This window comes from Actinokineospora inagensis DSM 44258 (assembly GCF_000482865.1).
Classification (GTDB): domain Bacteria; phylum Actinomycetota; class Actinomycetes; order Mycobacteriales; family Pseudonocardiaceae; genus Actinokineospora; species Actinokineospora inagensis.
The window spans coordinates 19,133-45,229 of the sequence record NZ_KI519517.1; the positions used below are offsets into that span (position 1 = coordinate 19,133).

The 26,097-nt window shown below is 71.4% G+C and carries 25 protein-coding genes; 14 read left to right on the forward strand and 11 right to left on the reverse strand.

Annotation, left to right across the window (positions count from 1 at the left end):
* Positions 1-46 precede the first annotated feature (46 nt).
* Both H504_RS0128130 and H504_RS0128135 read right to left on the reverse strand, forming a co-directional pair.
* The gene (locus H504_RS0128130) at positions 47-967 is read right to left on the reverse strand and encodes a sensor histidine kinase (RefSeq protein ID WP_026425519.1); all 921 of its coding nucleotides are present in this window, start codon (positions 965-967) and stop codon (positions 47-49) included.
* 188 nt (positions 968-1,155) lie between these two features.
* The gene (locus H504_RS0128135) at positions 1,156-1,791 is read right to left on the reverse strand and encodes a DUF427 domain-containing protein (RefSeq protein ID WP_026425520.1); all 636 of its coding nucleotides are present in this window, start codon (positions 1,789-1,791) and stop codon (positions 1,156-1,158) included.
* A 58-nt stretch (positions 1,792-1,849) separates the two neighbouring features.
* On the opposite strand from H504_RS0128135, the gene H504_RS0128140 reads away from it, so the two are divergent.
* Positions 1,850-2,623, forward strand: coding sequence for an ion transporter (locus H504_RS0128140; protein ID WP_026425521.1), 774 nt, complete (start codon positions 1,850-1,852; stop codon positions 2,621-2,623).
* A gap of 863 nt (positions 2,624-3,486) precedes the next feature.
* Positions 3,487-4,533 carry an aminotransferase class V-fold PLP-dependent enzyme gene (locus H504_RS0128145; RefSeq protein WP_169735475.1) on the forward strand — a complete coding sequence of 349 codons (1,047 nt, stop codon included), beginning with the start codon at positions 3,487-3,489 and terminating at the stop codon, positions 4,531-4,533.
* Here H504_RS0128145 and H504_RS37375 read toward each other — a convergent pair.
* Positions 4,527-4,766, reverse strand: coding sequence for a hypothetical protein (locus H504_RS37375; RefSeq protein ID WP_051386340.1), 240 nt, complete (start codon positions 4,764-4,766; stop codon positions 4,527-4,529). The two genes, H504_RS0128145 and H504_RS37375, sit on opposite strands and share 7 nt — an antisense overlap.
* Positions 4,763-5,950 (reverse strand): S8 family serine peptidase, encoded by a 1,188-nt coding sequence (locus H504_RS0128155; RefSeq protein WP_026425523.1) that lies wholly within the window; start codon positions 5,948-5,950, stop codon positions 4,763-4,765. Before H504_RS0128155 ends, H504_RS37375 begins: the two co-directional genes overlap by 4 nt.
* A gap of 172 nt (positions 5,951-6,122) precedes the next feature.
* On the opposite strand from H504_RS0128155, the gene mshC reads away from it, so the two are divergent.
* On the forward strand, positions 6,123-7,349 hold the full coding sequence (gene mshC, locus H504_RS0128160; protein WP_026425524.1) for a cysteine--1-D-myo-inosityl 2-amino-2-deoxy-alpha-D-glucopyranoside ligase: 1,227 nt from the start codon (positions 6,123-6,125) through the stop codon (positions 7,347-7,349).
* On the opposite strand, the gene H504_RS0128165 is transcribed toward mshC, so the two are convergent.
* Together H504_RS0128165 and H504_RS0128170 are read right to left on the reverse strand one after the other, a co-directional pair.
* Positions 7,329-8,498: an MFS transporter gene (locus H504_RS0128165; protein WP_026425525.1), complete on the reverse strand. Its 1,170-nt coding sequence runs from the start codon at positions 8,496-8,498 to the stop codon at positions 7,329-7,331. The two genes, mshC and H504_RS0128165, sit on opposite strands and share 21 nt — an antisense overlap.
* A gap of 999 nt (positions 8,499-9,497) precedes the next feature.
* A complete protein-coding gene (locus H504_RS0128170; protein ID WP_026425526.1) occupies positions 9,498-10,394 on the reverse strand; it encodes a PAC2 family protein in 897 nt (298 codons plus the stop codon).
* Between the two features lie 125 nt (positions 10,395-10,519).
* Here H504_RS0128170 and H504_RS37380 point away from each other — a divergent pair, with 125 nt between their 5' ends.
* Together H504_RS37380 and H504_RS0128180 are read left to right on the forward strand one after the other, a co-directional pair.
* Complete coding sequence (locus H504_RS37380; protein WP_035306586.1) at positions 10,520-11,227, forward strand: HAD family hydrolase; 708 nt, start codon at positions 10,520-10,522, stop codon at positions 11,225-11,227.
* Positions 11,224-11,487: a phosphoribosyl-ATP diphosphatase gene (locus tag H504_RS0128180; RefSeq protein WP_026425527.1), complete on the forward strand. Its 264-nt coding sequence runs from the start codon at positions 11,224-11,226 to the stop codon at positions 11,485-11,487. The genes H504_RS37380 and H504_RS0128180 overlap by 4 nt, the downstream gene beginning before the upstream one ends.
* Before the next feature lie 326 nt (positions 11,488-11,813).
* Here H504_RS0128180 and H504_RS0128185 read toward each other — a convergent pair whose 3' ends face one another.
* A complete protein-coding gene (locus H504_RS0128185; protein ID WP_026425528.1) occupies positions 11,814-12,689 on the reverse strand; it encodes a RecB family exonuclease in 876 nt (291 codons plus the stop codon).
* A 168-nt stretch (positions 12,690-12,857) separates the two neighbouring features.
* Here H504_RS0128185 and H504_RS0128190 point away from each other — a divergent pair, with 168 nt between their 5' ends.
* Together H504_RS0128190 and H504_RS0128195 are read left to right on the forward strand one after the other, a co-directional pair.
* Positions 12,858-13,988 carry a site-2 protease family protein gene (locus H504_RS0128190; protein ID WP_026425529.1) on the forward strand — a complete coding sequence of 377 codons (1,131 nt, stop codon included), beginning with the start codon at positions 12,858-12,860 and terminating at the stop codon, positions 13,986-13,988.
* Positions 13,989-14,055: 67 nt separating this feature from the next.
* Positions 14,056-14,889 carry a tRNA (adenine-N1)-methyltransferase gene (locus tag H504_RS0128195; RefSeq protein WP_026425530.1) on the forward strand — a complete coding sequence of 278 codons (834 nt, stop codon included), beginning with the start codon at positions 14,056-14,058 and terminating at the stop codon, positions 14,887-14,889.
* A 54-nt stretch (positions 14,890-14,943) separates the two neighbouring features.
* Here H504_RS0128195 and H504_RS42700 read toward each other — a convergent pair whose 3' ends face one another.
* The 3 genes from H504_RS42700 to H504_RS39085 all read right to left on the reverse strand — a co-directional run bounded on the left by H504_RS42700 (position 14,944) and on the right by H504_RS39085 (position 17,461).
* Positions 14,944-15,762: a hypothetical protein gene (locus H504_RS42700; protein ID WP_051386341.1), complete on the reverse strand. Its 819-nt coding sequence runs from the start codon at positions 15,760-15,762 to the stop codon at positions 14,944-14,946.
* Between the two features lie 3 nt (positions 15,763-15,765).
* Complete coding sequence (locus H504_RS39080) at positions 15,766-16,464, reverse strand: hypothetical protein (RefSeq protein WP_026425531.1); 699 nt, start codon at positions 16,462-16,464, stop codon at positions 15,766-15,768.
* Between the two features lie 229 nt (positions 16,465-16,693).
* Complete coding sequence (locus H504_RS39085; protein ID WP_026425532.1) at positions 16,694-17,461, reverse strand: Rv0361 family membrane protein; 768 nt, start codon at positions 17,459-17,461, stop codon at positions 16,694-16,696.
* 289 nt (positions 17,462-17,750) lie between these two features.
* Here H504_RS39085 and arc point away from each other — a divergent pair, with 289 nt between their 5' ends.
* Together arc and H504_RS0128220 are read left to right on the forward strand one after the other, a co-directional pair.
* Positions 17,751-19,571, forward strand: a complete 1,821-nt coding sequence (arc, locus tag H504_RS0128215; protein ID WP_026425533.1) for a proteasome ATPase — start codon at positions 17,751-17,753, stop codon at positions 19,569-19,571.
* A gap of 247 nt (positions 19,572-19,818) precedes the next feature.
* Positions 19,819-20,496 carry a hypothetical protein gene (locus H504_RS0128220; RefSeq protein ID WP_026425534.1) on the forward strand — a complete coding sequence of 226 codons (678 nt, stop codon included), beginning with the start codon at positions 19,819-19,821 and terminating at the stop codon, positions 20,494-20,496.
* On the opposite strand, the gene H504_RS0128225 is transcribed toward H504_RS0128220, so the two are convergent.
* Positions 20,493-20,987, reverse strand: a complete 495-nt coding sequence (locus H504_RS0128225; protein WP_026425535.1) for an NUDIX hydrolase — start codon at positions 20,985-20,987, stop codon at positions 20,493-20,495. The two genes, H504_RS0128220 and H504_RS0128225, sit on opposite strands and share 4 nt — an antisense overlap.
* A gap of 76 nt (positions 20,988-21,063) precedes the next feature.
* Here H504_RS0128225 and dop point away from each other — a divergent pair, with 76 nt between their 5' ends.
* The 5 genes from dop (at position 21,064) to H504_RS37400 (ending at position 25,706) form a co-directional block, all read left to right on the forward strand.
* Positions 21,064-22,578: a depupylase/deamidase Dop gene (dop, locus tag H504_RS0128230; protein ID WP_026425536.1), complete on the forward strand. Its 1,515-nt coding sequence runs from the start codon at positions 21,064-21,066 to the stop codon at positions 22,576-22,578.
* Between the two features lie 101 nt (positions 22,579-22,679).
* Entirely contained in the window at positions 22,680-22,874 is a 195-nt protein-coding gene (locus tag H504_RS0128235) for a ubiquitin-like protein Pup (protein ID WP_026425537.1), read from the forward strand.
* 59 nt (positions 22,875-22,933) lie between these two features.
* On the forward strand, positions 22,934-23,782 hold the full coding sequence (gene prcB / locus H504_RS0128240; protein ID WP_026425538.1) for a proteasome subunit beta: 849 nt from the start codon (positions 22,934-22,936) through the stop codon (positions 23,780-23,782).
* 36 nt (positions 23,783-23,818) lie between these two features.
* Positions 23,819-24,592, forward strand: a complete 774-nt coding sequence (gene prcA, locus H504_RS0128245) for a proteasome subunit alpha (protein ID WP_026425539.1) — start codon at positions 23,819-23,821, stop codon at positions 24,590-24,592.
* 157 nt (positions 24,593-24,749) lie between these two features.
* Positions 24,750-25,706, forward strand: coding sequence for a LysR family transcriptional regulator (locus H504_RS37400; protein ID WP_051386342.1), 957 nt, complete (start codon positions 24,750-24,752; stop codon positions 25,704-25,706).
* The last annotated feature ends 391 nt before the right edge of the window (positions 25,707-26,097 follow it).

Sequence of the window (26,097 nt, forward strand, 5' to 3'; positions counted from 1 at the left end):
TGCTCAGACCGGGCCGATGTCGCGCACCCCAGGTCCGCGACCGCAGTCAGCGGCGGACGGCCAGGCGGACGACGGTGCCGCGGTTCGGGGTCGAGCGGATGCTGACCAGGTCGCACAGTTGGTTCGCCAGCCACACCCCCCGGCCGCCCTGCACCGACGGCTGCGGCGCGATCCGCCCGACCAGCGGGTTGGTGATGTGGCCGCTGTCACTGATCTCGCAGACCAGGGTGTCCGCGTCGGTCCACAACCGGAGGGTGCCGCGCTCGCCGCCGTGGCAGATGCTGTTGGTGACCATCTCGTTGGTGGCCAGCGTCAGGTCGAGGGCGCGGTTGCGCGGCAGGCCGAAATCGCGGGCGCGGACGCTGACCAGGTCGCGCAGCTCCGGCAGGTCGTCCAGGCAGAAGTGCACCATGTCGCTGACCGGACCCGGGTCCGGTAGGCCCGCCACGAACACGTCGAGCGCGAAGCCGTGGTCGAACGCCGGGCTGACCGCGCGGGCGCCGTCGGTCACCACCGGGTGCGTGTTGGCGACGGAGCCGAGCACCTCGCCGGGGACGCCCGTGCCGTCGAACAGGCACAGCAGCCGCGGGCCGGGCTGTTCCTCGAACGCCAGGTTCACCAGGGCCTCGTGCAGCACGACCTCGGCGTACTCGGCGGCGGCGCGGCCGGGCCAGGCTGACTCGCCGAGACCGCGGACCGGGCGGTCGCCGATCTCGGCGACTTGGGCGCGGATGGTCGGGATCAGCCGGGCCGGGTTGCGGCCGATCTCGGTGGCGTCGACGAACCGCACCTCGTCGGCCTGCGCGCCGAGCGCGTCGCGCAGCAGCTTGGCGCCCGTGGGCGGTAGCAGCGCGAACACGGCCTCGCCGGAGTCCAGGCCGGCTCGGGCGAAACCGGCGGCGCCGTCGACGTACCCGGGTTCGTCGCGGTAGACCAGTGCCTCGTGGGCGAAACCCGGTGCGCTCATGCGGTCACGTCCTCGAACCTGGATGGCCGTCGGGGGCGCGGAGACCGGGTTCCCACCGCCCGCCGCTCGGGCACGTCACGTACCCGGCGAATCCTACCCGGGTGGTCACCGCCGGGGCGACCGGTCCGCGAGCGATCCACGACTGTTGTGTGGAAACAACATAGGCGGTTGGTTGGTTATCCGGTGACCTACTTGTCCACAGTGGACTGATCGACGCCGTCGACGACCAGCCGGGTCCGCTCCGGGTAGAAGCACACCAGCCCGGCGACCTTCTGGCTCTCCGGCAGCGGCGACCGGTAGCACCACACCGCGTCCCGGTGCGCGACCCCGTCGACCACCACGTCCCAGTACGTCGCCGTCCCCTTGTACGGGCACCTGGTCGTGGTCGCCGACGGCCGCAGCAGGTCCATCCGCACGTCGACCAGCGGCAGGTAGAACCGCGCGGGCAACCCTGTCTCGAACAACACCTTCGGCCGCCGCGACTCCGCCACCCGCGTGGCGCCGACCTCGACGACAACGTGCCGCGACGACTCCAGGACGTCGACCCTGGTGTACGGGTCGCGGGCGTGCACGTAGACCGGCTCGTCCTCCTCGAACCAGTCGTCCACCGCGTCCCAGGCGACCCGCACCAGTCCCGCCAACTCCGGCTCGTCCGGCACGTGCAGCGCCCCCGGCGGGACCAGGTCCACGCGCACCTGCGCCACCGGGAAGTAGTACGTCGGGTACTGCCGCTCCCACACCAACCGCGGCGCGGCCGAGTCCACCACGACCACACCACCGCGCACCGCTCGCACCCGCTTGGGGGACCGCTCCACCCTCAGCACCCCACCGACGGTACCCGTGAAGTGGCCTGCGCGGAGCGGTCGTGGGAGGTTTCCACCCATGGTGATCGCCCCGCCGCCCCGCAGGCACCGCGTCTCGCTGGACGACTGGCTGATGCTCCTGCTGGGCGCCGCCGCCGTCGGACTGCTCGTGTACCGCGCCTTCTGGCACCCGCCCGCCCACGTCGAGCGGATCGTGTTGTGGACCGACCGCGGCCTGTGCGCTGTGTTCGCCGTCGAGTTCGTGGTGCGGTGGTGGCAGTCCGGTTTCACCCGCCGGTTCGCGCTGGTCAACTGGTACGACCTGGTCGGCATGATCCCCGTCGCGCACGTGTGGGTCCGGGTGTTCCGGCTGCTGCGCGTGGTCCGCATCGGCGTGCAGTTGACCCGGCTCGCGCGCCCTGTTGACCGGTCGGTGGGGGAGGAGTTGGCCCACCGCGCCATGTCCCGCTTCGGCGGCACCCTGATCGACGTGGTGAAGAAGCCGCTGACGGTGGCGGTGCTGGCGGAGGTCGCCTCGGTGCTGCGCACGGGCCACTACGCCCGCAACCTCGCCAGCGCCCTCGACGAGAACCGCGCCGAGATCCGGGCCATGGTCCTCGACAAGATCCGCCAAGACCCCACCGCGGGCCGCCTCCGCCGCCTCCCCTTCCACGACGAGATCATCGGCGCCGTCACCGACGCCACCCTGCGCGTGGTCCTCGAAATGCTCGCCGACCCCCGCACCGACGAACTCATCTCCGACCTCCTCCGCGAAAACCTCACCCAAATCCGCGAAGCCGTCCACACCGACGCCCACCGCAACCTCCCCGACCCCACACCCCCCGACCGCTGACCCGCCGCCCCCACCCGCCACAAGATCAAACCGACCAGAACGCCCCCAAATCAAGCCTAGCCCCGAAAAAGCGACCAAGGCACACCCGACAACCACGGTGGACAAGACGCCACGATGTGGACAACTCCCACGCAACGCGTTGTGGACGAATCATCCACAACGACATGTGGACGAGTCGCCCACAGCGGAATGTGCATGAATCATGCACACAGCGAATGTGGACGAGTCAGGGCGCCGGGCAATGTGGATGAGTAGTGCACAACCGAAATGTGTGTGGGGGTGCGGCAGAGGATGTGGATAGGTCGTGCACCGGGGGATGTGGGTAATCGACCCACAGGGGGAAGTGGAGATGTCGCGTGCCTGGGATCTGCGGTGAACGGTGTACGGCTGGGATGTGGGCAAGTCGCGCACCGGGAAGGTGGATGTGTTGTGCACGGCCGGATGTGGATGTGCCATGCACAGGGATGTGTGAGTGGTCCGCGGCCGGGTGTGGGCGGGTGGTGCACAAGGGTGTGCCGGGCGGTGCCTGGTGGGTGTGGATGGGTGGTGCACAGGAGATGTGGGTGAGCGGTGCGCGGCGGGGGTGTGGGTGTGTCGTGCACAAGGATGTGGGGGAGGGGGTGTCGGTGGGGGGAGGTTGTCCACATGGCGGTTGGTGGTGCACGGCTGGTCAGTGTGTGCGTTGAAGTGTCGGGGGGTGTGGGTAGGCTGGAATTGGGGGCTGCTCAGGGTGAGGGGATCTTGGGGAGATCACCCGGATGCGGGTTTCGGGGTGGCGAATCCCTGCCAGGATGGGCCGTGTGGTTGACAATCGATTCCCGTTGGACCCTGGCCGCCGCCATCTGAACCTGGGGGCGATCGGGGTGGCGCCGCATGAGGTGTTGGCGGCGAAGGCGGATTACCTGCGGCAGGCGAACACCAATCCGATCCGTTTTCACCAGGTTGACACCATCCCGCTCGTCGAGCGCGCGCGGGAGGTGGCGGCCGGGTTCCTCGGGTCCGCGGATGTCGCCTTGGTGCACAACACAACCATGGCGGCGGCGACGGTGTTGGGGGCGGTGCGGTTCGTCAAAGGTGACGAGATCGTGGTGTCGAACCACTCTTACCCGGCGGTGACAATCGCGGCGGGAGCGCGGGCGCGGGTCCGTCAGATTTCGTTCCCGGTGACGGCGACGGACGACGAGATCGTTGAGGCATTTGCCCGAGGTGTCAACGAGAACACGAAACTTGTGATCGTGGACGCGATTTCCTCGGCGACGGCATTGGTGTTGCCGGTTCGTGGAATTGTTGAAGCCGTCGGGCCGGTTCCGGTTTTGGTGGACGCGGCGCACGCGCCGGGGCACATTGATCAGTTGCCCGCGGATACCGGGGCGGATTTCTGGGTCGGCAACTTCCACAAGTGGGCGTATGCCGCGCGCACCGTCGCCGGGTTGTACGTCGCCCCGCGGTGGCGGGACACAATTCGGCCTCTCGTGCCGTCGTTCCTGCACCAGGAAGGGTTCCCGCGCGGGTTCGACCACCTCGGCACCATGGACTACTCGGCGTGGATGGCGTTGCCGGAGGCGATGTCGTTCTGGCATTCGATCGGCGGTTGGGACGCGGTCGCGGAGACGGCGCGGTTGTTGGACAAGGGGGTCCAGGTGGTCGCCGACGCGCTGGGTGTCGCGGGGCAGGTGAGCGAGAACCACGCGCCGTTGATGCGGTTGGTGGCGTTGCCGGACGGGTGGGTCACCGGTGAGGGCGACTGCCTCCGCTTCTACGACGCGCTCAGCACCCGCTACGGCATCGAGGCCGTCCCGAAGTGGTTCGACGGGCGCGGCTACCTGCGGCTGTGCGCGACCCCCGCCAACCGCGAAGAGGACTACCAGGCGCTCGCCGAGGTCCTCGCCGGTGGCTCACCGCTTCACTGAACCCCCTTGCCCGGGTGCGGAACCGCGAACCCCGGGCCCGCCCGCTCCACACCGTCCACACCGGACACGGCGCGCAACGCCGCGAACGCGCCCTGGTCGGCCGCGCCGGTGATGGTGGCGATCTCCGGCAGGACGCGGTCGACCCGCATCCCGGCGGATTCCAGCGCCGCCACCACCGCCGTCAGCCGACCGAGCGCGTCGTCCCCGACGGTCACCAGGACCGGGACGGTCACGGAGCCTGCACCAGACCGGCGCCCACGTCGGTGGACGGCAGCGCGAGCCTGCGCGCCAACTGCTCCAGCCGCGCCCACAGCGCCCAGCCGCGCGCCCCGGTGGCCTGCGCGAGCAGCGCAGCCACCCCGGCCACGTGCGGGGTCGCCATGCTGGTCCCGCTGATCGTGTTGTGCAGCTTCGGCCGGGGCCACGACGAGTACACGTCGACCCCGGGGGCGACGACGTCGACCGCGCCGATGTTGTCGACCGTGCCGCAGGAGAACCAGCCGAGCGTGCCGGTGACGTCGATCGCGCCGACCGCCAGCACCGACGGGCAGTTCGCCGGGTGCCCGACCGGTGCGATCAGCCCGTCCTGCCTGCGCGACTCGTTGCCCGCGGCCGCCACGATCAGGGTGCCCTGCGCCAGCGCCCGGCTCGCGACCCGCTCGTAGGTCTGCGAGTACGGGGTGCCCGGCGCCACCGCCGCGCCCAGCGACATCGACACGACGTGCACGTTGTTCGACACCGCCCACGCGATGCCGGACAGGATGCCGCCGTCCGCGCCGGACCCGGCGTTGCTCAGCACCTTCCCGGCGAAGATCTCCGCCTCGTAGGCAAGCCCGTAGCCCGGCCCGCCGCCGGGTTGCCGCGGCCCGGCCGCCGTGCCGATGCAGTGCGTGCCGTGGCCGTGCCCGTCGGCGGCGGTCTCCCCGGTGACGAACGACGTCGTGGTCACCGCGCGGCCAGCGAACTCCGGGTGCTCGGCGTCGAACCCGGTGTCGAGCACCGCGATCCGCACGCCCGCCCCGGTGGCCTGCGAGCCGGGCGCCCCGACCGCCTGCAACCCCCAGGTGAACACCGACTGGTCGACCTCGGGTACCGGTGCCGCCTCGGCCGCCGCGCTGATCGCGAACACCCGGCGCTCCGCTTCCAGCGCCGCGATCGGCCCCGGCTCGTCGACCGCCCGGCTCAGCGCGCTCACCTGGTCCGGGTCGGCGTCGACCACGGCGACGCCGAGCCGGTGCAGCACCACGCCGTCCGGTGCGGGGAAGTCCGTGGCCGCCGCCTCGGCGGTGCTGGCCACCCGGATCCCGGCGATCCGGTTGAGCTCCCTGGTCCCGGCCGCGGCGGCGTCGTCCTCCAACAGGACGAGGTAGCGACCGGTGTGGGTGTCGTCGGGGGTGGTGTCCTCCGGATTTGTCATGGTTGCGCCTCTTCCTCCATGCGAGCCCCTTAGAAGGGTGATCGCCCCACCGAGGAATATGTAAGCTGCGTCACACTTTTGTCGCAGCGCTTGCCCCACTGGACTACCCGGACGGACGTCCACCCCGTGGCCACATCCCCGTGGTGCGCCCCGGGACGTTTACTGTCGAACCATGCAGACCTGGCAATCCCACCCGGTGCCGCGGGTAGCAGGCACGCCCCGTCCGCTGCGGCTGTTCGACACGGCCACGGCCGGGGTCCGCCCCACGGCGCCCGGCCCGACCGCGACGATGTACGTCTGCGGGATCACCCCGTACGACGCGACGCACCTCGGCCACGCGGCCACCTACCTGGCCTTCGACCTGGTGCACCGGCAGTGGCTGGACAACGGCCACGAGGTGCACTACGTGCAGAACGTCACCGACATCGACGACCCGCTGCTGGAGCGGGCCGAGCGCGACCGGGACGACTGGGTGGTCCTCGGCATGCGCGAGACGGCGCTGTTCCGCGAGGACATGGTCGCGCTGCGGGTGCTGCCGCCCCGCGAGTACATCGGCGCCGTCGAGTCCATCCCGGAGATCGTGACCGCCGTGGCCAAGCTCCTCGTCGACGGCTCGGCCTACCGGGTGGACGACGCGGAGTTCCCGGACGTCTACTTCGACCACACCGCGACCGGCCGCTTCGGTGCCGAGTCCAACTACGACGAGCCGACCATGACCCGGTTCTTCGCCGAACGCGGCGGCGACCCGGACCGGGCGGGCAAGCGGCACCCGCTGGACGCGCTGTTGTGGCGGGCCGCCCGCCCCGACGAACCCAGTTGGGACAGCGAGCTCGGCGCGGGCCGCCCCGGCTGGCACATCGAGTGCAGCGTCATCGCCCTCAACCGGCTCGGCACCCCGATCGACCTGCAGGGCGGCGGCTCGGACCTGATCTTCCCGCACCACGAGTTCAGCGCCGCGCACGCCGAGTCGCTCACCGGGCAGCACCCGTTCGCCCGGCACTACACGCACGCCGGGATGATCGCCCTGGACGGTGCGAAGATGTCCAAGTCGCGCGGCAACCTGGTGTTCGTGTCCCGCCTGCGCGCCGACAACGTCGACCCGATGGCCATCCGGCTCGGGCTGCTCTCCGGCCACTACCGGCAGGACCGGTCGTGGACCGCGGACGTCCTCACCGAGGGGCAGGCCCGACTGGCCCGCTGGCGCGCGGCCGTCACCGCCGACGCGGGCGCCCCCGCCGACGACGTGATCGCCCGGCTGCGCGACCACCTGTCCAACGACCTGGACACCCCGCAGGCACTCGCCGCGATCGACGGGTGGGCCGCTCAGGGCGGTACCGACCCGGCCGCGCCCGCCGCCGTCCGGACCGCTGTGGACGCTCTACTGGGGGTCGCGCTCTAACCCGGGGGTCTCCCCAACGCGGTCGACGCGGCGGGGAGACCCCTTGCCCAGCAACAACACCGCCGACCCGGACACCAGGACCGCCGGGACCACGAACCCCAGCCACGGCGTCACCTGGTAGAGCGGCGTGAACGCCAACGGCGAGAGCGCCGCCCCGGTGAACCGCAGCGACTGCACCACCGACACCGCGCCCGCCCGGTTCGGACTGTCCCCGCTCAACACCAACGAGTTCACCCCGGTCAACACCAACTGCGCGGCCACCCCCGTCGACGCCCAGAGCACGGCGACCGCGGGCAGCCACGGCACCGTCCCCACCAACGCCACCGGCACCGCGCCCGCGACGGACCCGATCAACACGGCCCGCCGCCCGCCGATCTTGTCGATACCCCGCCCCACGAACCGCGCCGACAGCAGCCCCACCACGCCGAACCCGGTCAACACCAACCCGCGCTCGGCGGCGGTCAACCCGAACCGGTCCTGCGCGCGCAACGCCAGCAACACCGACATCCCACCCAGGCACGCCCACCCGACCAACGCCAACCACCCGGCCTTGAGCACCGACGGCCGCCACGCCGACCGCAACGTGCTCGCACCCCGCTGCGGCGCCCGCATCCGCTCCGGCAACCCCGCGAACGCCAACGTGGCCGACACGACCGCGACCCCCACGAACGCCAGCCGCCAGTTCACCTCCGCCGCCACCCCACCCAACAACGGCGCGCTCGTCTGCCCCGCCGCCTGCAACGACGCGAACAACCCCAACGCGCGCCCCAACCGCTCAACCGGCGTCACCGTCGCGATCGCCGCGAGCAACAACGGCGTCGTGAACGCGTTCGCCCCACCTTGCACCGCACGAGCGACAAGAAACCCCGGATAGTCGCCCGCGATCGCACACCCGAGCGAGGACACGACGTAGACGAGGTAAGCGACCATGACACTGCGCGCCGCGCCCCACCTGGCCCCAAGAGTCCCGGAAAACAACATCAACGCGGCGAACGGGACCAGGTAGGCGGTGAGGGAGTAAGAGGCGGTCTGGGTGGAGACACCGAAGTCACGCCCCAACTCGGGCAACATAGACGTCGTCACACCACCCGCGAACGGCCCGAGAAACCCCCCGGCGTAGAGCGCGGCGAGCGTGACCTTCCGCCTCACCGGCTTGTCGCTTTCGGACTACGCCAACGGCAGAACGGCTGACGAACCCACCCGCCCTCGTCGCCCGTGCCGCCTAGTCTTGAAACCGGGGGCTGCTCTGTCCGGTTGATCTTGGGTGCCGATGGTGCGAGGTCGACGACATCCGCCAGCCAAGCCGCTGGCCGCCCCGGGTCCTGGTCGCCGACAGTTCGACCGTCTCGGCGTTGTCCGCTCTGCCGAGAGCGGAGTGGGTGACTTGCGCGGCCGTTTTCGTCGCCCCTGCCATCTAGGCTGGAATTCGGGGGCTGTTCTGTGTGGTTGATCTTGAGCGCTGGTGGTGCGGGGTCGATGACACCGACCGGCCAAGTCAAGGGCCGACTCGGGTTCCGGTCGCCGGCAGTTCGACCATCTTGGTGTTGTCTGGTCTGCTGCGAGCGGGGCGGGTGACTTGCGTGGCCGTTTTCGTCGCCCCCGCCATCTAGGCTGGAAATCGGGGGCTGCTTTGTATGGTTGATCTTGAGCGTCGGTAGTGCGAGGTCGACGACACTCAACAGCCAAGCCGCAGGCCGACCCAGGTTCCGGTCGCCGGCAGTTCGACTGCCTCGGCGTTGTCCGGTCTGCCGAGAGCAGAGCGGGTAACAGGCGCGGCCGTTCCTGTCGTCCGCACCGCCAAGGCTGGAATTCGAGGGTTGCTCTGTCCGGTTGATCTTGGGTGCCGATGGTGCGGGGTCCACGACACCGACCAGCCAAGCCGAAGACCAACCCGGGTCCCGGTCGCCGGTAGCTCGGCTGCTTCGGTGTTGTCCGGTCCGTCGAGAGCGGAGTGGGTGACAACCGCGGCTGTTTCCGTCACCCCTGCCATCTAGGCTGGAATTCGGGGGCTGCTCAGCACCGTTGATCTTGCCCGCGGCCCGCCCCAGGCCAGTTGATCTTTGTGGGTCCCACCGGTGACGATCGGGCGCGGTGGTGGGCCCGCCCCAAGCTGGGGCGGGGATCGAGACGTGGTTCACCGAGCCGTGGTCACACCCCGGTCGGTCCAGGGCCTGACCCGCCCCGCCCAGGCCCCGGCCGCCGCCTCCGCAGGTACCGCTCGAACTCCGCCGCGATCACGTCGCCGCTGGTTTCGTTGAGGGTGTCCTCCGCGTCGCCGCGTTCCTCCAGGGCGCGCACGTAGTTGCGGACGTCCTCGTCCTCCTCGGCCATCTCGCTGACCGTCTGCTGCCACTCCTCCGCCTGGTCCGGCAGCGCGCCCAGCGGGACCTCGACGTCGAGGACCTCCTCGACCCGGTGCAGCAGGGCGAGGGTGGCCTTCGGCGACGGCGGTTGCGACACGTAGTGCGGGACCGCCGCCCAGATCGAGATCGCGGGGACGCCCGCGCGCACGCACACGTCCTGCAGGATGCCGACGATGCCGGTGGGCCCCTCGTACCGCGAGCGCTCCAGGCCGAAGCGGGCGGCGGAGGTGGCGTCGTAGGCGGTGCCGGTCACCGGGACCGGGCGGGTGTGCGGGGTGTCGGCGAGCAGCGCGCCCAAGGTGACCACGGTGGTGATGTTCAGGTCCTCGATGTGCCCGAGCAGTTCCGAGCAGAACTTGCGCCACCGCATGTTCGGTTCGATGCCGTGCACGAGCACCACGTCCCGGTTCGACCCGGGCGGCCTGCACCGGTAGAGCCGCGTGGTGGGCCAGTCGACCCGCCGGGTCACCCCGTCGACCAGGCGCACCGTGGGGCGGGTCACCTGGAAGTCGTAGTAGTCGTCCGGATCGATCTCCAGCAGCGGGCTGGCGTCCCAGGTCAGCTGCAGGTGCTCGATCGCGGTGCTGGCCGCGTCGCCCGCGTCGTTCCAGCCCTCGAAGGCGGCCACCATGACGGGGTCGACGAGTTCCTGCTCGGCCGGGGGCTCGCGGTCGGCAGCCATCTGCGGGTCGTCCGGGTCGGTCACCCGGCCAGCCTACGGCCACCGGCCCCGGGGCGGAGATCGTAGGCTGGGGACATGCCGCCCGGACCCCCTGACCGGTCGGGTTCGACGAGGAGGCCGCCCCCGTGACCGGACCGTCCACTGTGGATGGCCTGCCCGCCGCCGTGCTCTGGGACATGGACGGCACCCTGCTCGACTCGGAGAAGCTGTGGGACATCCCGCTGGGTGAGTTCTCCCGGAAGCTGGGCGCGCCGCTGGCCGAGTCGACCAGGACCGCCATGATCGGCAGCAACGTCCCCACCAGCATGCGGCTGCTCTACGCCGGTGCCGGGGTCGTCCCCACCGACGACGACATCACCGCGGCGGTGGACTGGGTCCGCGCCCGGATGCTGGAGCTGTTCGAGACCCGCCTGGTCTTCCGCCCCGGCGCCCCGGAGGCGCTGCGGGCCGTGCGCGCGACCGGGCTGCCGGTCGCCCTGGTCACCTCCACCGAACGCGTCCTCACCGAGGTCGCCCTGGACACCATCGGCCGCCACCACTTCGACGTCATCGTCTGCGGCGACGAGGTCGACGGCCGCAACAAGCCGTTACCCGACCCCTACCTGCGCGCCGCCGAACTCCTCGGCGTCGACCCCACCGCGTGCCTGGCTGTCGAGGACTCACTCACCGGCACCGCCGCCGCCGTCGCCGCGGGCTGCACCGTGCTGGTCGTCCCGTGCGAGGTCGACGTCGAACCCGGCCCCCGCCGAGTCCTGCGCGACAGCCTCGTCGGCCTGGACGAGGCCCTGCTGCGCGACCTCGTCACCGCCGGGTGGCAGGATCGAGTCCCGTGAAGACCTTCGACGAACTGTTCGCCGAGCTCAGCGACCGCGCCAAGAACCGCCCCGCGGGCTCCGGCACGGTCCAAGCCCTCGACGCGGGCGTGCACGCCCAGGGCAAGAAGGTCATCGAAGAGGCGGGCGAGGTGTGGATCGCCGCCGAGTACCAGACCGACGCCGAGCTGGCTGAGGAGATCTCCCAGTTGCTCTACCGCGTCCAGGTCCTGATGCTCGGCCGCGGCATCACCCTGGACGACGTCTACAAGTATCTGTAGGTCGCCGGTTCACGGTGGAGATCAACAGCGCTGAGCAGCCCCCGAATCCAGCCTAGGTGTGGGCGGCGACAAAACCGGCCACCGCGATCACCCGGTCCGCTCTCGGCAGACGGACCGGCTGGGGAACCAAGCCTCCCAGGCACGCAGGCACGCAAACACGCAGGCACGCAGGCACGCAGGCACGCAGGCACGCAGGCACGCAGGCACGCAGGCACGCAGGCACGCAGGCACGCAGGCACGCAGAGCCGCGGCCGACCGAGCCGCGGCAGCGGCGGCGGTGTTTCGTGGGCCGGGAGTCGGTGGTGCGCACCAGGAGGCGGGGTGGGCTAGTCGGCGCGGTCCAGGGCGGACTCCTCGCCGGGGTCGGGTTCTGGCCAGCCGGGGTAGGCCGGTGGGGTGCCGCCGAACTCGGGGCAGCGGGACTGGTGGGAGCACCAGTCGCAGAGGCGGGAGCGGTTGGGGCGGAAGTCGCCGGTGCGGCCCGCGCGGAGGATGGCGTCCCAGATGGCGTCCAGGGTGCGTTCGAAGCGGGCCAGTTCGGCCTCGTCCGGGGTGTAGGCCAGGGACTGCTGGTCGGCCAGGTACATCAGGCGGAGTTGGCGGGGGACCTCGCCGCGCAGGCGCCAGACGGCCAGGGCGTAGAACTTCATCTGGAACAGGGCCTTGGCCTCGCCGATCTCGCGCGGGGCCGCGCCGGTCTTGTAGTCGACGACGCGGATCTCGCCGGTGGGGGCGACGTCGAGCCGGTCGATGTAGCCGCGGAGCAGGACGCCGGACGGCAGCTCCGTCTCGACCAGCAGTTCGCACGCGTCGGGTTGCAGGCGGCGGGGGTCTTCCAGGGCGAAGTAGCCGTCGATCAGGCGGGACGCGGACGCCAGCCATTCGGCCGGGTCCTCGCCCTCGGCGAAGATCTCACCCAGCACGGGCTGCTGCTCCAGCAACTCCGTCCAGGTGGGGCCGAGCAGGGCGTGCGCGGTGTCCGGTACGCGTTCGGCGGCGGGCAGCCCGTAGAGCCGTTCCAGCACGGCGTGCACCACGGTGCCCCGGACCTGCGCCTTCGTCGGGGTCTCGGGCAGCCGGTCCACCGCGCGGAACCGGTAGAGCAGGGGGCACTGCTTGAAGTCGCCCGCGCGGGACGGGGACAGCGCCGGTCGTCGCCGGGCCACCCGGGTGGGTTCGACGGTCGTGGTGTCCGCGGTCATGCCCTGACCCTACTGTCGACCACCGACAGCCCCGGGACGGCCACCGCCCGTGTCGGTCCGTGTCCGGTTCCAGTCAGTCCCCTCGACAGGAACCTGTCGATCCGGGCAAGCCGCCCAAGCGGGTGCGGATCACCCGGTTCCCACACGATCGCGGTTACCCTCGGCGGGGTGTCGAGCACCGCGCACACCCTGCGCGCACCGGGCGGCGGCCTGCTGCTGTTCCGCTACAGCGGCGTGCCGGTGGTGCTCGCGCCGTCCTGGTGGCTCGGGTCGCTCGCGGTGATCGTGTTCTACGCCCCGCTGGTGGACAACATGATGCCCGCGGCCGACGCCGTCACCTCCGTGCTGCTGGCGTCGGCGTTCGCCGTGCTGCTCGGTGCCTCTGTGCTCGCCCACGAACTTGGTCACTGCGTGGTCGCGCTCCGGTTGGGCCTACCAGTGCGGAGACTGCGGTTGTTCCTCTTGGGCGGACTCGCCGAGATCGCCCGCACCCCGCGCCGCCCCGGCCACGAGGGCGTGGTTGCCGCCGCCGGGCCCGCGGTGTCGATCGGGCTGGCGGGGCTGTGCGGTCTCGCGTTGTTGGCCATCCCCTCGGGCGGACCGGTCTGGCTGCTGGTGCTCGAGTGCGCGTTCGCCAACACCGCTGTCGCCGTGTTCAACCTCCTGCCCGGCCTCCCGCTCGACGGCGGCCGCATGCTCCGCGCCGGTGTCTGGGCCATCACCGGGCGCCGGGGCGCCGGCACCCGGGCCGCGGTCGTCGGCGGCTGGCTGGTCGCCGGGCTGCTGGTGGTCTGGGCGGTCATCGGCATGGCCGGGGCGAGCCCGGACCGGTGGCTGCGGCTGGGGGTCTGCCTGCTCACCGCCTGGTTCGTCGTCGCTGGCGCGGGCGGCGAGTTGGCCGCCGAGCAGCGCCGCGGTTGGCCGGAGGGTCTAGCGCTGGCCGACCTCATCCGGCCGGTGCTGCAACTGCCCGCGGAAAGCCCGGTCGCCGACGCGCTTGCCGCCGCGGCGGGCCGCGGGGTCGTACTGGTCCGCGCGGACGGCGTCGCCGCCGGGCTGCTTGACGAGAACGCCGCCCGCGCGCTGGCCGCCACCACCCCGTTCGCCCCCGCCGAACGCGCCGCCGAACCCATCCGCCCCGAGTCGGTGCTGCTCGCCTCCGAACCGGGCGAGGAGATCGCCGAACGCGTGCTGGAGACCGCCGCCTGGCAGTTCGTCGTTGTCGACGACGAAGGTCGCCCGGCCGGGGTGCTGCGCCGCGAAGACCTCACCAACGCCCTGCGCGGCCAACCCCGCTGACCAGCGGCCCCGGCCGCTCTGCGAGGATTTCCCGTCGGTCAACAGGTTGCGGAAGGCGGGGCGTTCGGTGTCGGCACGCAGGGTCAGCGGTCCGTTCGAGGCAGGGGACCGGGTGCAGCTCACCGACCCCAAGGGCAGGCACTACACGCTCGTGCTCGAACCGGGGGAGAAGTACCACACCCACCGCGGCGCCCTCGCCCACGACGACATCATCGGCCAACCGGAGGGCTCGATCGTCAGCTCCGTCGCCGGGACCGCGTACCTGGCGCTGCGGCCGCTGCTGTCGGACTACGTGCTGTCCATGCCGCGCGGCGCCCAGGTGATCTACCCGAAGGACGCCGCCCAGATCGTCATGCAGGGCGACATCTTCCCCGGCGCCCGGGTCTTGGAAGCCGGCGCGGGGTCCGGCGCGCTCACCTGCTCGCTGCTGCGCGCTGTTGGACCCGGTGGCACCGTGACCTCTTACGAGATCCGCGCCGACCACGCCGAACACGCCGAGCGCAACGTCGTCGAGTTCTACGGCGAGCACCCCGCCAACTGGACGCTCACCGTCGGCGACCTCGCCGAGCACACCGGCGAGGTCGACCGGGCCATCCTGGACATGCTCGCCCCGTGGGACGTGCTGCCCACCGTCGCGACCAACCTGATCCCCGGCGGCGTCCTCGTCGTCTACGTCGCCACCACCACGCAGTTGTCCCGGGTGGCCGAGGCGCTGCGCGAACAGACCTGCTGGACCGAGCCGTACGCCTGGGAGACCCTGGTCCGGCCGTGGCACTCGGTCGGCCTCGCGGTGCGCCCGGAGCACCGGATGATCGCGCACACGGCGTTCCTGATCACCGCCCGCCGCCTGGCCGACGGGGTGGTCACGCCCCGCCCCCAGCGCCGTCCGTCCAAGGGCTGAAGACGACAGTGGCCGGGTGGACAGTCCCACCCGGCCACGATCAACACCTACCGACTACAAGGACACACACCAGCCCTTGGACTTCTTCTCGAAGACGATCGGGAAGTCCAGGGGCGCGCTGCCGCCGATGGTCACCTGTGTGTCGACCTTGCCGTTGCTCTCGCCGTAGGTCTCCGGCTGGCCGACCACGGCCACCTTGCCGCCGCTGGGCGCGACGCTGGTGTACATGATCCCGGCGTCGGTCCCGGCGCAGGTCAGCGACTTCGCGGTGGCCTCGTCCTTGTTGTTGACCGCCTCGACGTACTTCGCGCCCGCCGCCTTGAGGTCGTCGCCACCGCCGCCGGTCGACCCGCTGTCCGCGGTCGTGGTGGGACTGTCCTCAGTGGTGGTCTCGTCCGGGTCGGTGGTCGTGGTGCGCGGCGCCTTGCGGGAAGTCGTGCTGGGCGCGCTGGTGCCGCCGCCCGTGCCGGGCTGCGCGGTGTTCTTGTCGTCCTTGGACAGCAGGAAGTACGCGCCGACACCACCGCCGCCGAGCACCAGCACCGCCGCGACGACGATCGCGATGACCTTGCCGTTGCCCTTCTTCTGCGGTCCACCCGGGGGCTGCTGCCCGTAGCCGCCGTACTGCTGCTGTTGCCCGTACGGGTCGAACTGCTGCGTCGGGTAAGGCTGCTGCCCGTAACCCTGCTGCTGCGCGTACGGGTCGTACGGCTGCTGAGGCTGCTGGGGTTGCTGGCCGTACTGGTCCGGGTACGGCTGCTGCTGCGGTTGCTGCTGGCCGTACGGGTCCTGCTGGTACGGCTGCTGGGGCTGCTGGCCGTAGGGATCCGGCTGCTGCCCGTACGGGCCCGGCTGCTGCGGTGGGTAGGTCATGGGTCAGGCCGCTTCCTCGCCGCAGAACCGCCACTCGCCGGATTCCTTGACGATCTTGATCTTGATGCTGGTGGTCTTGTCTTCCTCGCCCGTCTTGGCCAGCACGAGGTCGAGGGTGGCGGTCGCGGTGCTGCTGCTGACCGTCGGCTTGCCCTTCTCGGTCGCCGTGATGTCGTACGGCGCGAGCTGGGACTCCAGGGACTTGGTGTCCGTGCCGTACTTGCTCTTGTACGCCGAGCACGCGTTCTCGGTCACCGAGGAGAAGCTCTTGGACTCGTACGCCTGGATGTAGTCGTCCACCACGTTCTGCGGGCCGGAGGAGTCGTCGCTCCCGTTGTCCTCGCTGGTCTTCGGGCTCGACGACTTGGGCGTCGTCTTGGGCGCCGTGGTCGTGGTCCCGCCCGCGGTGGGGGTGGACTTGGAGTCCTTGGTGAGGAAGTAGACGCCGACCGCGCCGCCGCCGAGCACCAGCACCGCGATGAGCACGATCGCCACGATCTTGCCGGTGTTCTTCGGCTTCGGCGGCTGACCGCCGGGGCCGGGGAAGCCGCCCAACCCCTGGTACTGGCCCTGCTGCGGGAACGGCGCCGACGGCGGGCCGTACGGGCCGGGCGGGGGCTGGTGCCCCGGGGGGTTCCCGTAGCCGCCGGGCTGCTGCGGCTGCTGTCCGTACGGCCCCGGCTGCTGCGGAGGGTAGGTCATGGCTGTCCCTGGCTTCCTTGCTGCTGGTCGCCGCGGCGAGCGGCTCGTGCGGGGAGTAGACGGCCGGGTGGGCTACCGCGTTCCACCGCCGACCGTATCCCGTCGGGGAAACACATGGTATTTGCCGCCCGTCCGGGGATCCGACCTGGGCCGGGGCCCGGTCGGCCTCGATCGGGTGACGAATTGAACACGGCCCGGCCGCGAGCGCGGTTCGGACCACCCGGGCCGGTCAGCCGCTGAACTTGTCCACGCACCAGGTGCCGTTGGCCTTCTTCAGCCGCAGCCGCACGGTCCTGGTCTCGCCCTCGACCTTCGCGCTGATGGTGGCCGTCGCGGTGTCCCCGGTCTCGGTGACGTCCTGCACCTTCGGCTCGGTGACCTGTGCCTGGTCCTGCTTGGCCTGGTCCGCGGTGACCTTGTCGTCGGCGTTGCAGACCAGTTTGTTGTAGGCGTCGGCGTCGCCGCTCACCAGCGCGTCCAGTATCGCCTCGGTGGTACCGCGGGCCGAGCCGGTGTCCGAGCCGCTCAGCGTCAGCACCAGCGTCACCACCACGCCGATCACGACCAGGCCGCCGCCCGCCAGGATCCACGGCAGCCGGTTGCGCCGCTGCGGATACGGCTGCCCGTACTGGTTCTGCGGGTAGCCGGGCTGCTGCTGGGGGTACGCGCCCTGCGGCGGGTATCCACCCTGCTGGGGGAACTGTCCCGGTGGGACCTGTCCGGCCGGGAACTGGCCCGGCGGGACCTGACCCGGCGGGGGGAACTGGCCCGGGTGCGGCTGGTGACCCTGGGTGAACTGCCCGGATTGTGGGAACTGGCCCGGTTGCCCCGGCTGCTGCGGGTGGGCGGGCTGCTGGGACTGCCCGTGCGGGTCCTGGCCGGGGAAGGCGTCCGCGGGCAGGAACCGGGTCTGCTCCGGGAACTGCCCCGCGCCCCCGCCCTGGTCACCGGGGTGCGGCGACGGGGAGGAGGACGGGTCCTGCGGCGGGTGGGTCATCGGGCATCGGGCTTTCTGGCTGGGGCGACGGGGGCCGCGGCCGACGGGGACCGCGCTGAACCCTAGCTCGCGGACCCCGGTGAACGCGGGCGGATCACCCGCGCGGTCGGCCTAACGCACCGACGCTCGGTAACGCTTGTCCGGTTCCCGCGAACACCGGGATGGCGCATGCTGTGCGTCCGAGCGGGTGTTGCGCCGCGGTGACACGCGAGTTCAGACATGTCGATGCTCTGTCCTTGTCGGTGATCGCCGGTACCGTAGGGGTACGAGTTCGGGAGGAGGTGCCGACATGCAGCACGATCGTCCCGGCAGTCGGCCAGATAACGCCGACGATGAGCACGGTGGCGCGGTGGACCCTGGGCGCGAGCGCCCCGACCGGTCCGAGGCCGCGCAGATCCGTTTCCTCGAAGAGGAAGTCGCTCTGTTGCGCCGGAAACTGACGGAATCGCCACGGCACTCGCGGCTGCTCGAGCAGCGGCTGGCGGAGGCGACCGAGCGGGTGAGCCAGCTCACCGAGCGGAACGCCAAGCTGGTCGACACGCTGCGTGAGGCACGCAGCCAACTGCTCGCACTGCGCGAGGAGGTGGACCGCCTCGCCCAGCCGCCCAGCGGCTACGGGGTGTTCCTGGAGGGCCACGACGACGGCACCGTCGACGTGTTCACCGCGGGCCGCCGGATGCGGGTGTCGGTCTCGCCCGCCGTCGAGTCGGACGCGTTGCGCCGCGGCCAGTCGGTGCGGCTCAACGAGGCACTCACCGTCGTCGAGGGTGGCGGGTTCGAGCGCACCGGCGAGGTCTCCACCCTGCGCGAGCTGCTGCTCGGCGAGGGTGAGGACATCGCCTCCCGGGCGCTGGTCGTCGGGCACGCCGACGAGGAGCGGGTGGTCTGGCTGGCCGACCCGCTGACCCAGACCCCGCTCAAGCCGGGCGACTCGCTGCTGGTCGACGCGAAGTCCGGGTACGCCTACGAGCGGGTGCCCAAGGCCGAGGTCGAGGACCTGGTGCTGGAGGAGGTGCCGGACGTCGACTACACCGACATCGGCGGCCTGTTCCGGCAGATCGAGCAGATCCGCGACGCGGTCGAGCTGCCGTTCCTGCACAAGGACCTCTTCGCCGAGTACGAGCTGCGCCCGCCCAAGGGCGTGCTGCTCTACGGCCCGCCCGGCTGCGGCAAGACGCTGATCGCCAAGGCGGTGGCCAACTCCCTGGCCAAGAAGGTCGCCGCGTCCCGCGGTGAGGAGGCGCCCAAGGACGCCAAGTCCTACTTCCTCAACATCAAGGGCCCGGAGCTGCTGAACAAGTTCGTCGGCGAGACCGAGCGGCACATCCGGCTGATCTTCCAGCGGGCCCGGGAGAAGGCGTCCGAGGGCACCCCGGTGATCGTGTTCTTCGACGAGATGGACTCGATCTTCCGCACCCGCGGCAGCGGCGTCTCCTCCGATGTGGAGACCACCATCGTCCCCCAGTTGCTCAGCGAGATCGACGGGGTCGAGGGCCTGGAGAACGTCATCGTGATCGGCGCCTCCAACCGTGAGGACATGATCGACCCGGCCATCCTGCGTCCGGGCAGGCTCGACGTGAAGATCAAGATCGAGCGGCCGGACGCCGAGGCGGCCAGGGACATCTTCTCCAAGTACCTCACCGCGAACCTGCCCATCCACGCCGACGACCTCGCCGAGTTCGGCGGCGACAAGTCCGTCTGCGTCGACGCGATGATCCAGCACACCGTCGAGCGGATGTACGAGGAGACCGAGGACAACCGGTTCCTGGAGGTGACCTACGCCAACGGGGACAAGGAGGTGCTCTACTTCCGCGACTTCAACTCCGGCGCGATGATCCAGAACATCGTGGACCGGGCGAAGAAGGCGGCCATCAAGTCCGTGCTGGACACCCGCCAGCCGGGCCTGCGGGTGCAGCACCTGCTCGACGCCATCGTGGACGAGTTCGCCGAGAACGAGGACCTGCCCAACACGACCAACCCGGACGACTGGGCGCGCATCTCGGGCAAGAAGGGCGAGCGGATCGTCTACATCCGCACCCTCGTCACCGGGAAGAACCAGGAGTCGGGTCGGGCGATAGACACCGCGACCAACACCGGCCAGTACCTGTAGTCGGCCCTTGACGAGTGGGCCCGGCCATCGCGGCCGGGCCCACCGTCGTGTCCAGACGGGTCCAGTGCAGACCCTGGCACCCACCGGCGACACGAGCGCCAACACGGGGTGAACCCGCTGGGAAGCCCCGCGGGCGCGGTGGCGATGAGCCCCGAGCGGCGCGGTGGCGATGGGGCCGGGCGGGCCGTGGTGATCGGGAGCGGTACCGTCGCGGGTGATCACCCCGCCTCCCCAGAAGGACTGACCGTTGCCCCGGGTCCGCGCCCTCGTCTGCCTGGCCGTGCTGCCCCTGACCACCCTGGTCGCCTGCGGCGACGGCCCGGCGAACGACCTCTACACCTACTACGACGACCCCACGTCGTCCGCCAGGGCCGCCGCCACCCCGGCGCCCGCCACCGGCACCCCCGTGCCCACGACGACGTCGGCCACCCCGGACCCGGTCACCACGGTCACCACCGCCGCCATGTCGGCCGACGACCTGGCCGCCGAAGAGGTCCAACCCGGCCCGGTCGACCCGGCCCCGGCCACCACCCTGCCCGACTGCGCGGTGCCGTTGGGTGCAGGCACCGCTCGGGAGACCAGTTGGACCTACTCCAGCGGCGCCCGCCTCACCCAGATCGTCCTGGCAGGCGCGGCGGCGCCCACCGCCGTCACCACCGCCCGTGCCGCGCTGACCTGCAAGTCCTTCCGGGCGGGCGGGGTCGCCTACCAGATCGAGAAGACGACCCTGGCCGCGTTGCCCGGCGCCACCGACCAGTTGAGCTGGTGCGCGTCGGCTCCCGGCAAGGCGACCTGCACGGTCGTCATCGCCACGGACACGCTGGTCACCGCCGTGACAGTCGAGGCGAGCACCGCCGCCCGCGCCAAGTCGGCCATCGCGCGGGTCGCCCCGAAGGCGGCCGAGGCGTTGGCGCGGGGCATCTAGCCCATTCGGCGGAACCACTCCTCGATCGCCGCGCGGCCATCGGGGACGAACGGCCACCCGGGGTCCGCCAGGCGCTCCCGCAGCTCCGCCAGGGGCATCCACCAGCCCTCGGCGACCTCGCTCGGCTGGTGGGTCACCGGGCCGTCCCAGCGGGCCTCGTACGCCGACAGGTGCACCCGCACCGGGGGCAGGTCCACCGGCAGGGTGAACAGCGGCGTCAACGTCACCCCGCGTACACCCAGCTCCTCCGCCAGTTCCCGCTCCGCGCACTCGTCCACCGACTCTCCCGCCGCGACCACGCCGCCCGCCCAGCAGTCGTGCACGCCCGGGTAGACGTCCTTCCACGGGGTCCGCAGGTGTACGTAGACGCGCAGGCCGTCCACCGACCGCAGCAGGACCGACGAGCAGGCGTGCCACAGGCCCTCGGCGCGCATCCGGGACCGGGGGACCGCGCCCACCGCCACGCCCGCCGCGTCGTACAGCGCGACCATCTCCATGGCACACACGGTAACCGGGCGGAATCGGTGTCACGGCGAGCGGCGGCCCTCGGACCCGTAGGCTGGGCGCATGCGGCGGATCATGGGAACCGAGGTCGAGTACGGCATCGCGGTGCCGGGCGACCCCACGGCGAACCCGGTGTTGACATCGACCCAGGTCGTGCTGGCCTACGCCGCGGCGGCGGACATCCCGCGCGCGCGCCGGGCCAGGTGGGATTACGAGGTGGAGTCGCCGCTGCGCGACGCCCGCGGGTTCGACCTCGGGGTGCCCGGGATGGCACCGAACGACCCGGACGTGGAGGACCTCGGCGCGGCCAACGTCATCCTCACCAACGGCGCCCGCCTCTACGTCGACCACGCGCACCCCGAGTACTCCGCCCCCGAGGTCACCAACGCCCGCGACGCGGTCATCTGGGACAAGGCGGGGGAGCGGGTGATGGAGGAGGCCGCGATGCGCGCGGCCACCGTCCCCGGCCAGCCCCGGCTGCAGCTCTACAAGAACAACATCGACAACAAGGGCGCCAGCTACGGCACCCACGAGAACTACCTGATGGCCCGCGGCACCCCGTTCGTGTCGGTGATCGGCGGCCTCACCCCGTTCTTCGTGTCCCGCCAGGTCGTCTGCGGGTCCGGCCGGGTCGGCGTCGGCGCCTCCGGCGAGGAGGCCGGGTTCCAGCTCTCCCAGCGCGCCGACTACATCGAGGTCGAGGTCGGCCTGGAGACCACCCTCAAGCGCGGCATCATCAACACCCGCGACGAGCCGCACGCCGACGCCGACAAGTACCGGCGGCTGCACGTGATCATCGGCGACGCGAACCTGGCCGAGACGTCGACCTACCTCAAGGTCGGCACCACCGCCCTGGTGCTGGACCTGATCGAGTCGGGGGTCCGGTTCGACCACCTCAAGCTCGCCGACCCGGTCCGCGCCGTGCACGTGCTCAGCCACGACCCCACGCTCAAGGCGACCGTCGAGCTGGCCAACGGCCGCAAGTTCACCGGCATCGACCTGCAGCAGGCCTACCACGAGCTGGTCTCCGAGTACGTGGACCGCGCGGGCACCGAGGTCGACCGGGTGTCGCTGGACGTGCTGCGCACCTGGGGCGAGATCCTCGACGCGCTGCGCCGCGACCCGATGGAGTGCGCCGACCGGCTCGACTGGCCCGCCAAGCTGCGCCTGCTGGAGGGCTTCCGGGCCCGCGACGGCCTCACCTGGTCGTCGCCCCGGCTGCAGTTGGTCGACCTGCAGTACTCCGACGTGCGGCTGGACAAGGGCCTCTACAACCGGCTGGTGGCCCGCGGCTCGATGCGGCGGCTGGTCACCGAGGAGGAGGTGCGCGCCGCGGTCACCACCCCGCCGCTGGACACCCGCGCCTACTTCCGCGGCCGCTGCCTGGAGCGCTACCCGACCGCCATCGCCGCCGCCTCCTGGGACTCGGTCATCTTCGACCTCGGCCGCGATTCGCTGGTGCGCATCCCCACCCTGGAGCCGTTGCGCGGTACGAAGGCGCACGTGGGGGCCCTGCTGGACGCGGCGGGCACCGCGGAGGAGCTGGTCGACGCGCTCACCGGCGCCGCCCGGCACTGAGCCGCCGCGCCGCCGGGATGATCAAGGCCCGGCGCGGTTGACGACGAATGTCGGTCCCACTGGGTAGTGTTCCCAGTAGCAGTCGAACACCGGGAGGCCACATGTCCCAGGAGCAGACCCAACGCCAAGGCGGCGGGGACGGCGACGATGGCGTCGAGGAGACCACGGCGGCCGGGCAGGAGCGCCGGGAGAAGCTCGGCGACGACACCGACGCCATCCTCGACGAGATCGACGACGTGCTGGAGGAGAACGCGGAGGACTTCGTCCGCGCCTACGTCCAGAAGGGCGGCGAGTAGGCAGCGCCCCGGCGCGCGCCCACTGGTCCCCGACCACCGCGACAGGATTGAAAGAAGGCATGGAACACACCTCCTCGTCCCGGCAGTGGGGGACCTCGCTCCCGGCTGCCTACCTGACAGCGGGAACGTCGTCGTTCGTCGACTTCCTGCGCGTGCAGGCACCCGAACTGCTGCCCGGTGCCCGCGGGATCGCCGCCAGCCCCGTCGACGGCATCCCGCACGGTACGACGATCGTCGCCGTCAGCTTCGACGGCGGCGTCCTGATCGCCGGTGACCGGCGGGCCACCGCGGGCAACCTGATCGCGCAGCGGGACATCGAGAAGGTGTTCCTGACCGACGACTACTCGGCGGTCGGCATCGCGGGCACCGCGGGGCTGGCCGTCGAGATGGTCCGGCTCTACGCCCTCGACCTCGAGCACTACGAGAAGATCGAGGGCGTCGGGCTGTCCCTGGACGGCAAGACGAACAAGCTGGCCAGCCTGGTCCGCGGCAGCCTCGACATGGCCCTGTCCGGGCTCGCGGTGCTGCCGCTGTTCGTCGGCTACGACCTCGACGCCGCCGACCCGGCCAAGGCGGGCCGGATCGTGTCGTTCGACGTCACCGGCGGCCGTTACGAGGAGCGCGCCGGGTACCACGCCATCGGCTCCGGCTCGGTGTTCGCCCGCTCCGCGCTCAAGAAGCTCTACCGGCCCGGCAGCGACCGCGACACGGCGGTGCGGGCCGCGGTGGAGGCGCTCTACGACGCCGCCGACGACGACTCGGCCACCGGCGGACCGGACCTGGCCCGCGGCATCTACCCGAGCGTCGCCACCATCACCGCCGACCTCGGCGCGACGCGGCTGTCCGAGGAGGAGACCGCCGCGGTGACCGCCGCCGTCGTCGCCGACCGCGCCGAGCAGCGTGGCTGACCCGTTGACCCCCGACGTGCGCAAGGAGCCATCCCCGTGACGATGCCGTTGTACGCCTCGCCCGAGCAGTTGATGCGCGACCGCTCGGAGTACGCCCGCAAGGGCATCGCCCGGGGCCGCAGCGTCGTCGCGCTCAAGTACGCCGACGGGGTGCTGTTCGTCGCCGAGAACCCGTCGGCGGCGACGCTGCACAAGGTCTCGGAGATCCACGACCGGATCGGGTTCGCCGCCGCGGGCCGCTACAGCGAGTACGAGAGCCTGCGCCGCGGCGGCATCCGGCACGTCGACCTGTGGGGCTACTCCTACGACCGCCGCGACGTGTCGGCCCGGCAGTTGGCGAACGTCTACGCGCAGACGCTGGGCACGGTGTTCACCGAGCAGGTCAAGCCGCTGGAGGTGGAGATCTGCGTCGCCGAGGTCGGCGCCACCTCCGCCCAGGACCAGCTCTACCGGCTCACCTACGACGGTTCCATCGTCGACGAGCCCCGGTTCCTGGTGATGGGCGGCCAGACCGAGCCGATCCTCGCCGCGCTGCGGGAGGACTTCGCCGACGACCTGCCGCTGGCCGACGCGGTCCGGCTGGCCCTGTCCGTGCTGAGCGCGGGCCCCCAGCCCAACGGTGCCGCCGAGAACGGGCCGACCAGGGACAAACTGGAGGTCGCCGTCCTCGAACGGCACCGCCCGCGCCGCTCCTTCCGCCGCATCCAGGGCGCCGCGCTCACCGCGCTGCTGCCCGCCGAGGAACCCGCGGCGGACCCGGCGGACCAGCCGGTCACCGACGTCGAGCTGCCGGACACCCCCACCGAGTGAGCTTTCCGCCCGCACCGCCCCGGCCACCCGCCGGGGCGGTGTCGGTTGCCGAGGACGCAACCCCGGGTTCCACACGCCGCCACCGCGAATTGTGCTGATGTAGGCAAGAACCCCCCGGAAGTTTGCATAACGCCATCGCAACGGGCATAACGTTGGTGTGAGCGAGTTGGAACTCCGTCATCTCCGCGTCATCCGCGCGGTCGCCGACGCGGGCAGCCTGTCCAAGGCCGCGGTCCGACTCGGCGTGTCCCAGCCCGCGCTGACCGCGCAGTTGCAGCGCCTGGAGCGGCGGGTCGGCGGCCTGCTGTTCGCCCGCACCGGCACCGGCGTCGTCCCCACCGAGCTCGGCAGCTACGTGCTCTCCGCCGCCCGCGCCCTGCTCAACGAGGTCGACGACCTGATGGCGGGCATCCGGCAACGCACCCAGGCAGGACTGCGCTCCGGCCAGGTCCGCGTCGGCGGGGCACCCGGCCTGGTGGTGCCCCTGTTCGCCGCCGCCATCGCCGCCCGCCTCGACGGCGCCGAGACCAGCATCGACATCGACATGCACCCGGCGGAGCTGGTCCGCAAGGTGGTCGAACACAAGGTCGACTTCGCGGTGCTCGAGGAGAACCCCGGCCTGGGCACCAGCCTCCCACCCGGCCTGAACAGCCGAGTCATGTTCCGCGCCCCGCTGTTCCTCGCCCTCGCCGCCGACCACCCGCTGGCCACCCGCCCCGAGATCGCCCTCGCCGACCTGGCCACCGACAGTTGGGTCATGCCGCCGATGGCCGAGGGCACCGAGCAGTTGGCGTTCACCCGCGCCTGCACCGCCGCCGGGTTCACCCCGATCATCAAGCACCAGATGTCCGACACGACCACCACCCGCGCCCTCGTCCAAGCGGGAGCGGTGACCCTGGCCAAACCGGTGGCCCGGGAAGGCAACGGCATCGTCGTCCGCCCCATCGCCGGAACCCCCCTGCGCCAGGACATCGTCCTGGTCTGGCACGAAGACAACGCCTTACCCGGCGCCGCCGCCCAAGCCCCCAAAGCCCTCCTCGACGCCTACGCCAAACTCACCGACACAAACCCCCTCTTCGCCGCCTGGTGGGCCGAGGCCCACCCCACCGACTGACCCCCAACCGACTCCCCACCGATCGATGCCCCGACCGACAATCCCGCAGGCCGCAGCCGCGCCCAACCGACCCTGCTCCCACCCAGGCGCCCAACCCCCGCCAGGCGGCCCCCACCCTTCCCGGGGGGCGTCCCCGAGGCCAGTCTACCGGGGTGGCAAGGTCAACAGGGGGTGGCGGGATGGTCTGTGGACGGCCGGGCGGAGTGTGGACAACTCGGCCCGAGTTCTTCCTCCCGCGCGATGGACCTCGCCGATCTCGGGCGGGCGTTCCAGGCTGTCCGGTACGCGACCCCGCCGAACAAGACAGCGTCGGATTGGCCAAGTCCCGGGGGCCAGGTCGTCGGGGTGAAGTGATCTAGGGGTGGCGAAGGTGTGCACCCAAGGAGGGCGG

What these genes read in the sequence shown, in the direction of transcription:
- H504_RS0128130 (WP_026425519.1), bottom strand. Translation starts at nt 967, where the DNA reads ATGAGCGCACCGGGTTTCGCCCACGAGGCACTGGTCTACCGCGACGAA.
- H504_RS0128140 (WP_026425521.1), top strand. Translation starts at nt 1,850, where the DNA reads ATGGTGATCGCCCCGCCGCCCCGCAGGCACCGCGTCTCGCTGGACGAC.
- H504_RS0128155 (WP_026425523.1), bottom strand. Translation starts at nt 5,950, where the DNA reads ATGACAAATCCGGAGGACACCACCCCCGACGACACCCACACCGGTCGC.
- mshC (WP_026425524.1), top strand. Translation starts at nt 6,123, where the DNA reads ATGCAGACCTGGCAATCCCACCCGGTGCCGCGGGTAGCAGGCACGCCC.
- H504_RS0128170 (WP_026425526.1), bottom strand. Translation starts at nt 10,394, where the DNA reads ATGGCTGCCGACCGCGAGCCCCCGGCCGAGCAGGAACTCGTCGACCCC.
- H504_RS0128185 (WP_026425528.1), bottom strand. Translation starts at nt 12,689, where the DNA reads ATGACCGCGGACACCACGACCGTCGAACCCACCCGGGTGGCCCGGCGA.
- H504_RS42700 (WP_051386341.1), bottom strand. Translation starts at nt 15,762, where the DNA reads ATGACCTACCCACCGCAGCAGCCGGGCCCGTACGGGCAGCAGCCGGAT.
- H504_RS39080 (WP_026425531.1), bottom strand. Translation starts at nt 16,464, where the DNA reads ATGACCTACCCTCCGCAGCAGCCGGGGCCGTACGGACAGCAGCCGCAG.
- H504_RS39085 (WP_026425532.1), bottom strand. Translation starts at nt 17,461, where the DNA reads ATGACCCACCCGCCGCAGGACCCGTCCTCCTCCCCGTCGCCGCACCCC.
- arc (WP_026425533.1), top strand. Translation starts at nt 17,751, where the DNA reads ATGCAGCACGATCGTCCCGGCAGTCGGCCAGATAACGCCGACGATGAG.
- H504_RS0128225 (WP_026425535.1), bottom strand. Translation starts at nt 20,987, where the DNA reads ATGGTCGCGCTGTACGACGCGGCGGGCGTGGCGGTGGGCGCGGTCCCC.
- dop (WP_026425536.1), top strand. Translation starts at nt 21,064, where the DNA reads ATGCGGCGGATCATGGGAACCGAGGTCGAGTACGGCATCGCGGTGCCG.
- H504_RS0128235 (WP_026425537.1), top strand. Translation starts at nt 22,680, where the DNA reads ATGTCCCAGGAGCAGACCCAACGCCAAGGCGGCGGGGACGGCGACGAT.
- prcB (WP_026425538.1), top strand. Translation starts at nt 22,934, where the DNA reads ATGGAACACACCTCCTCGTCCCGGCAGTGGGGGACCTCGCTCCCGGCT.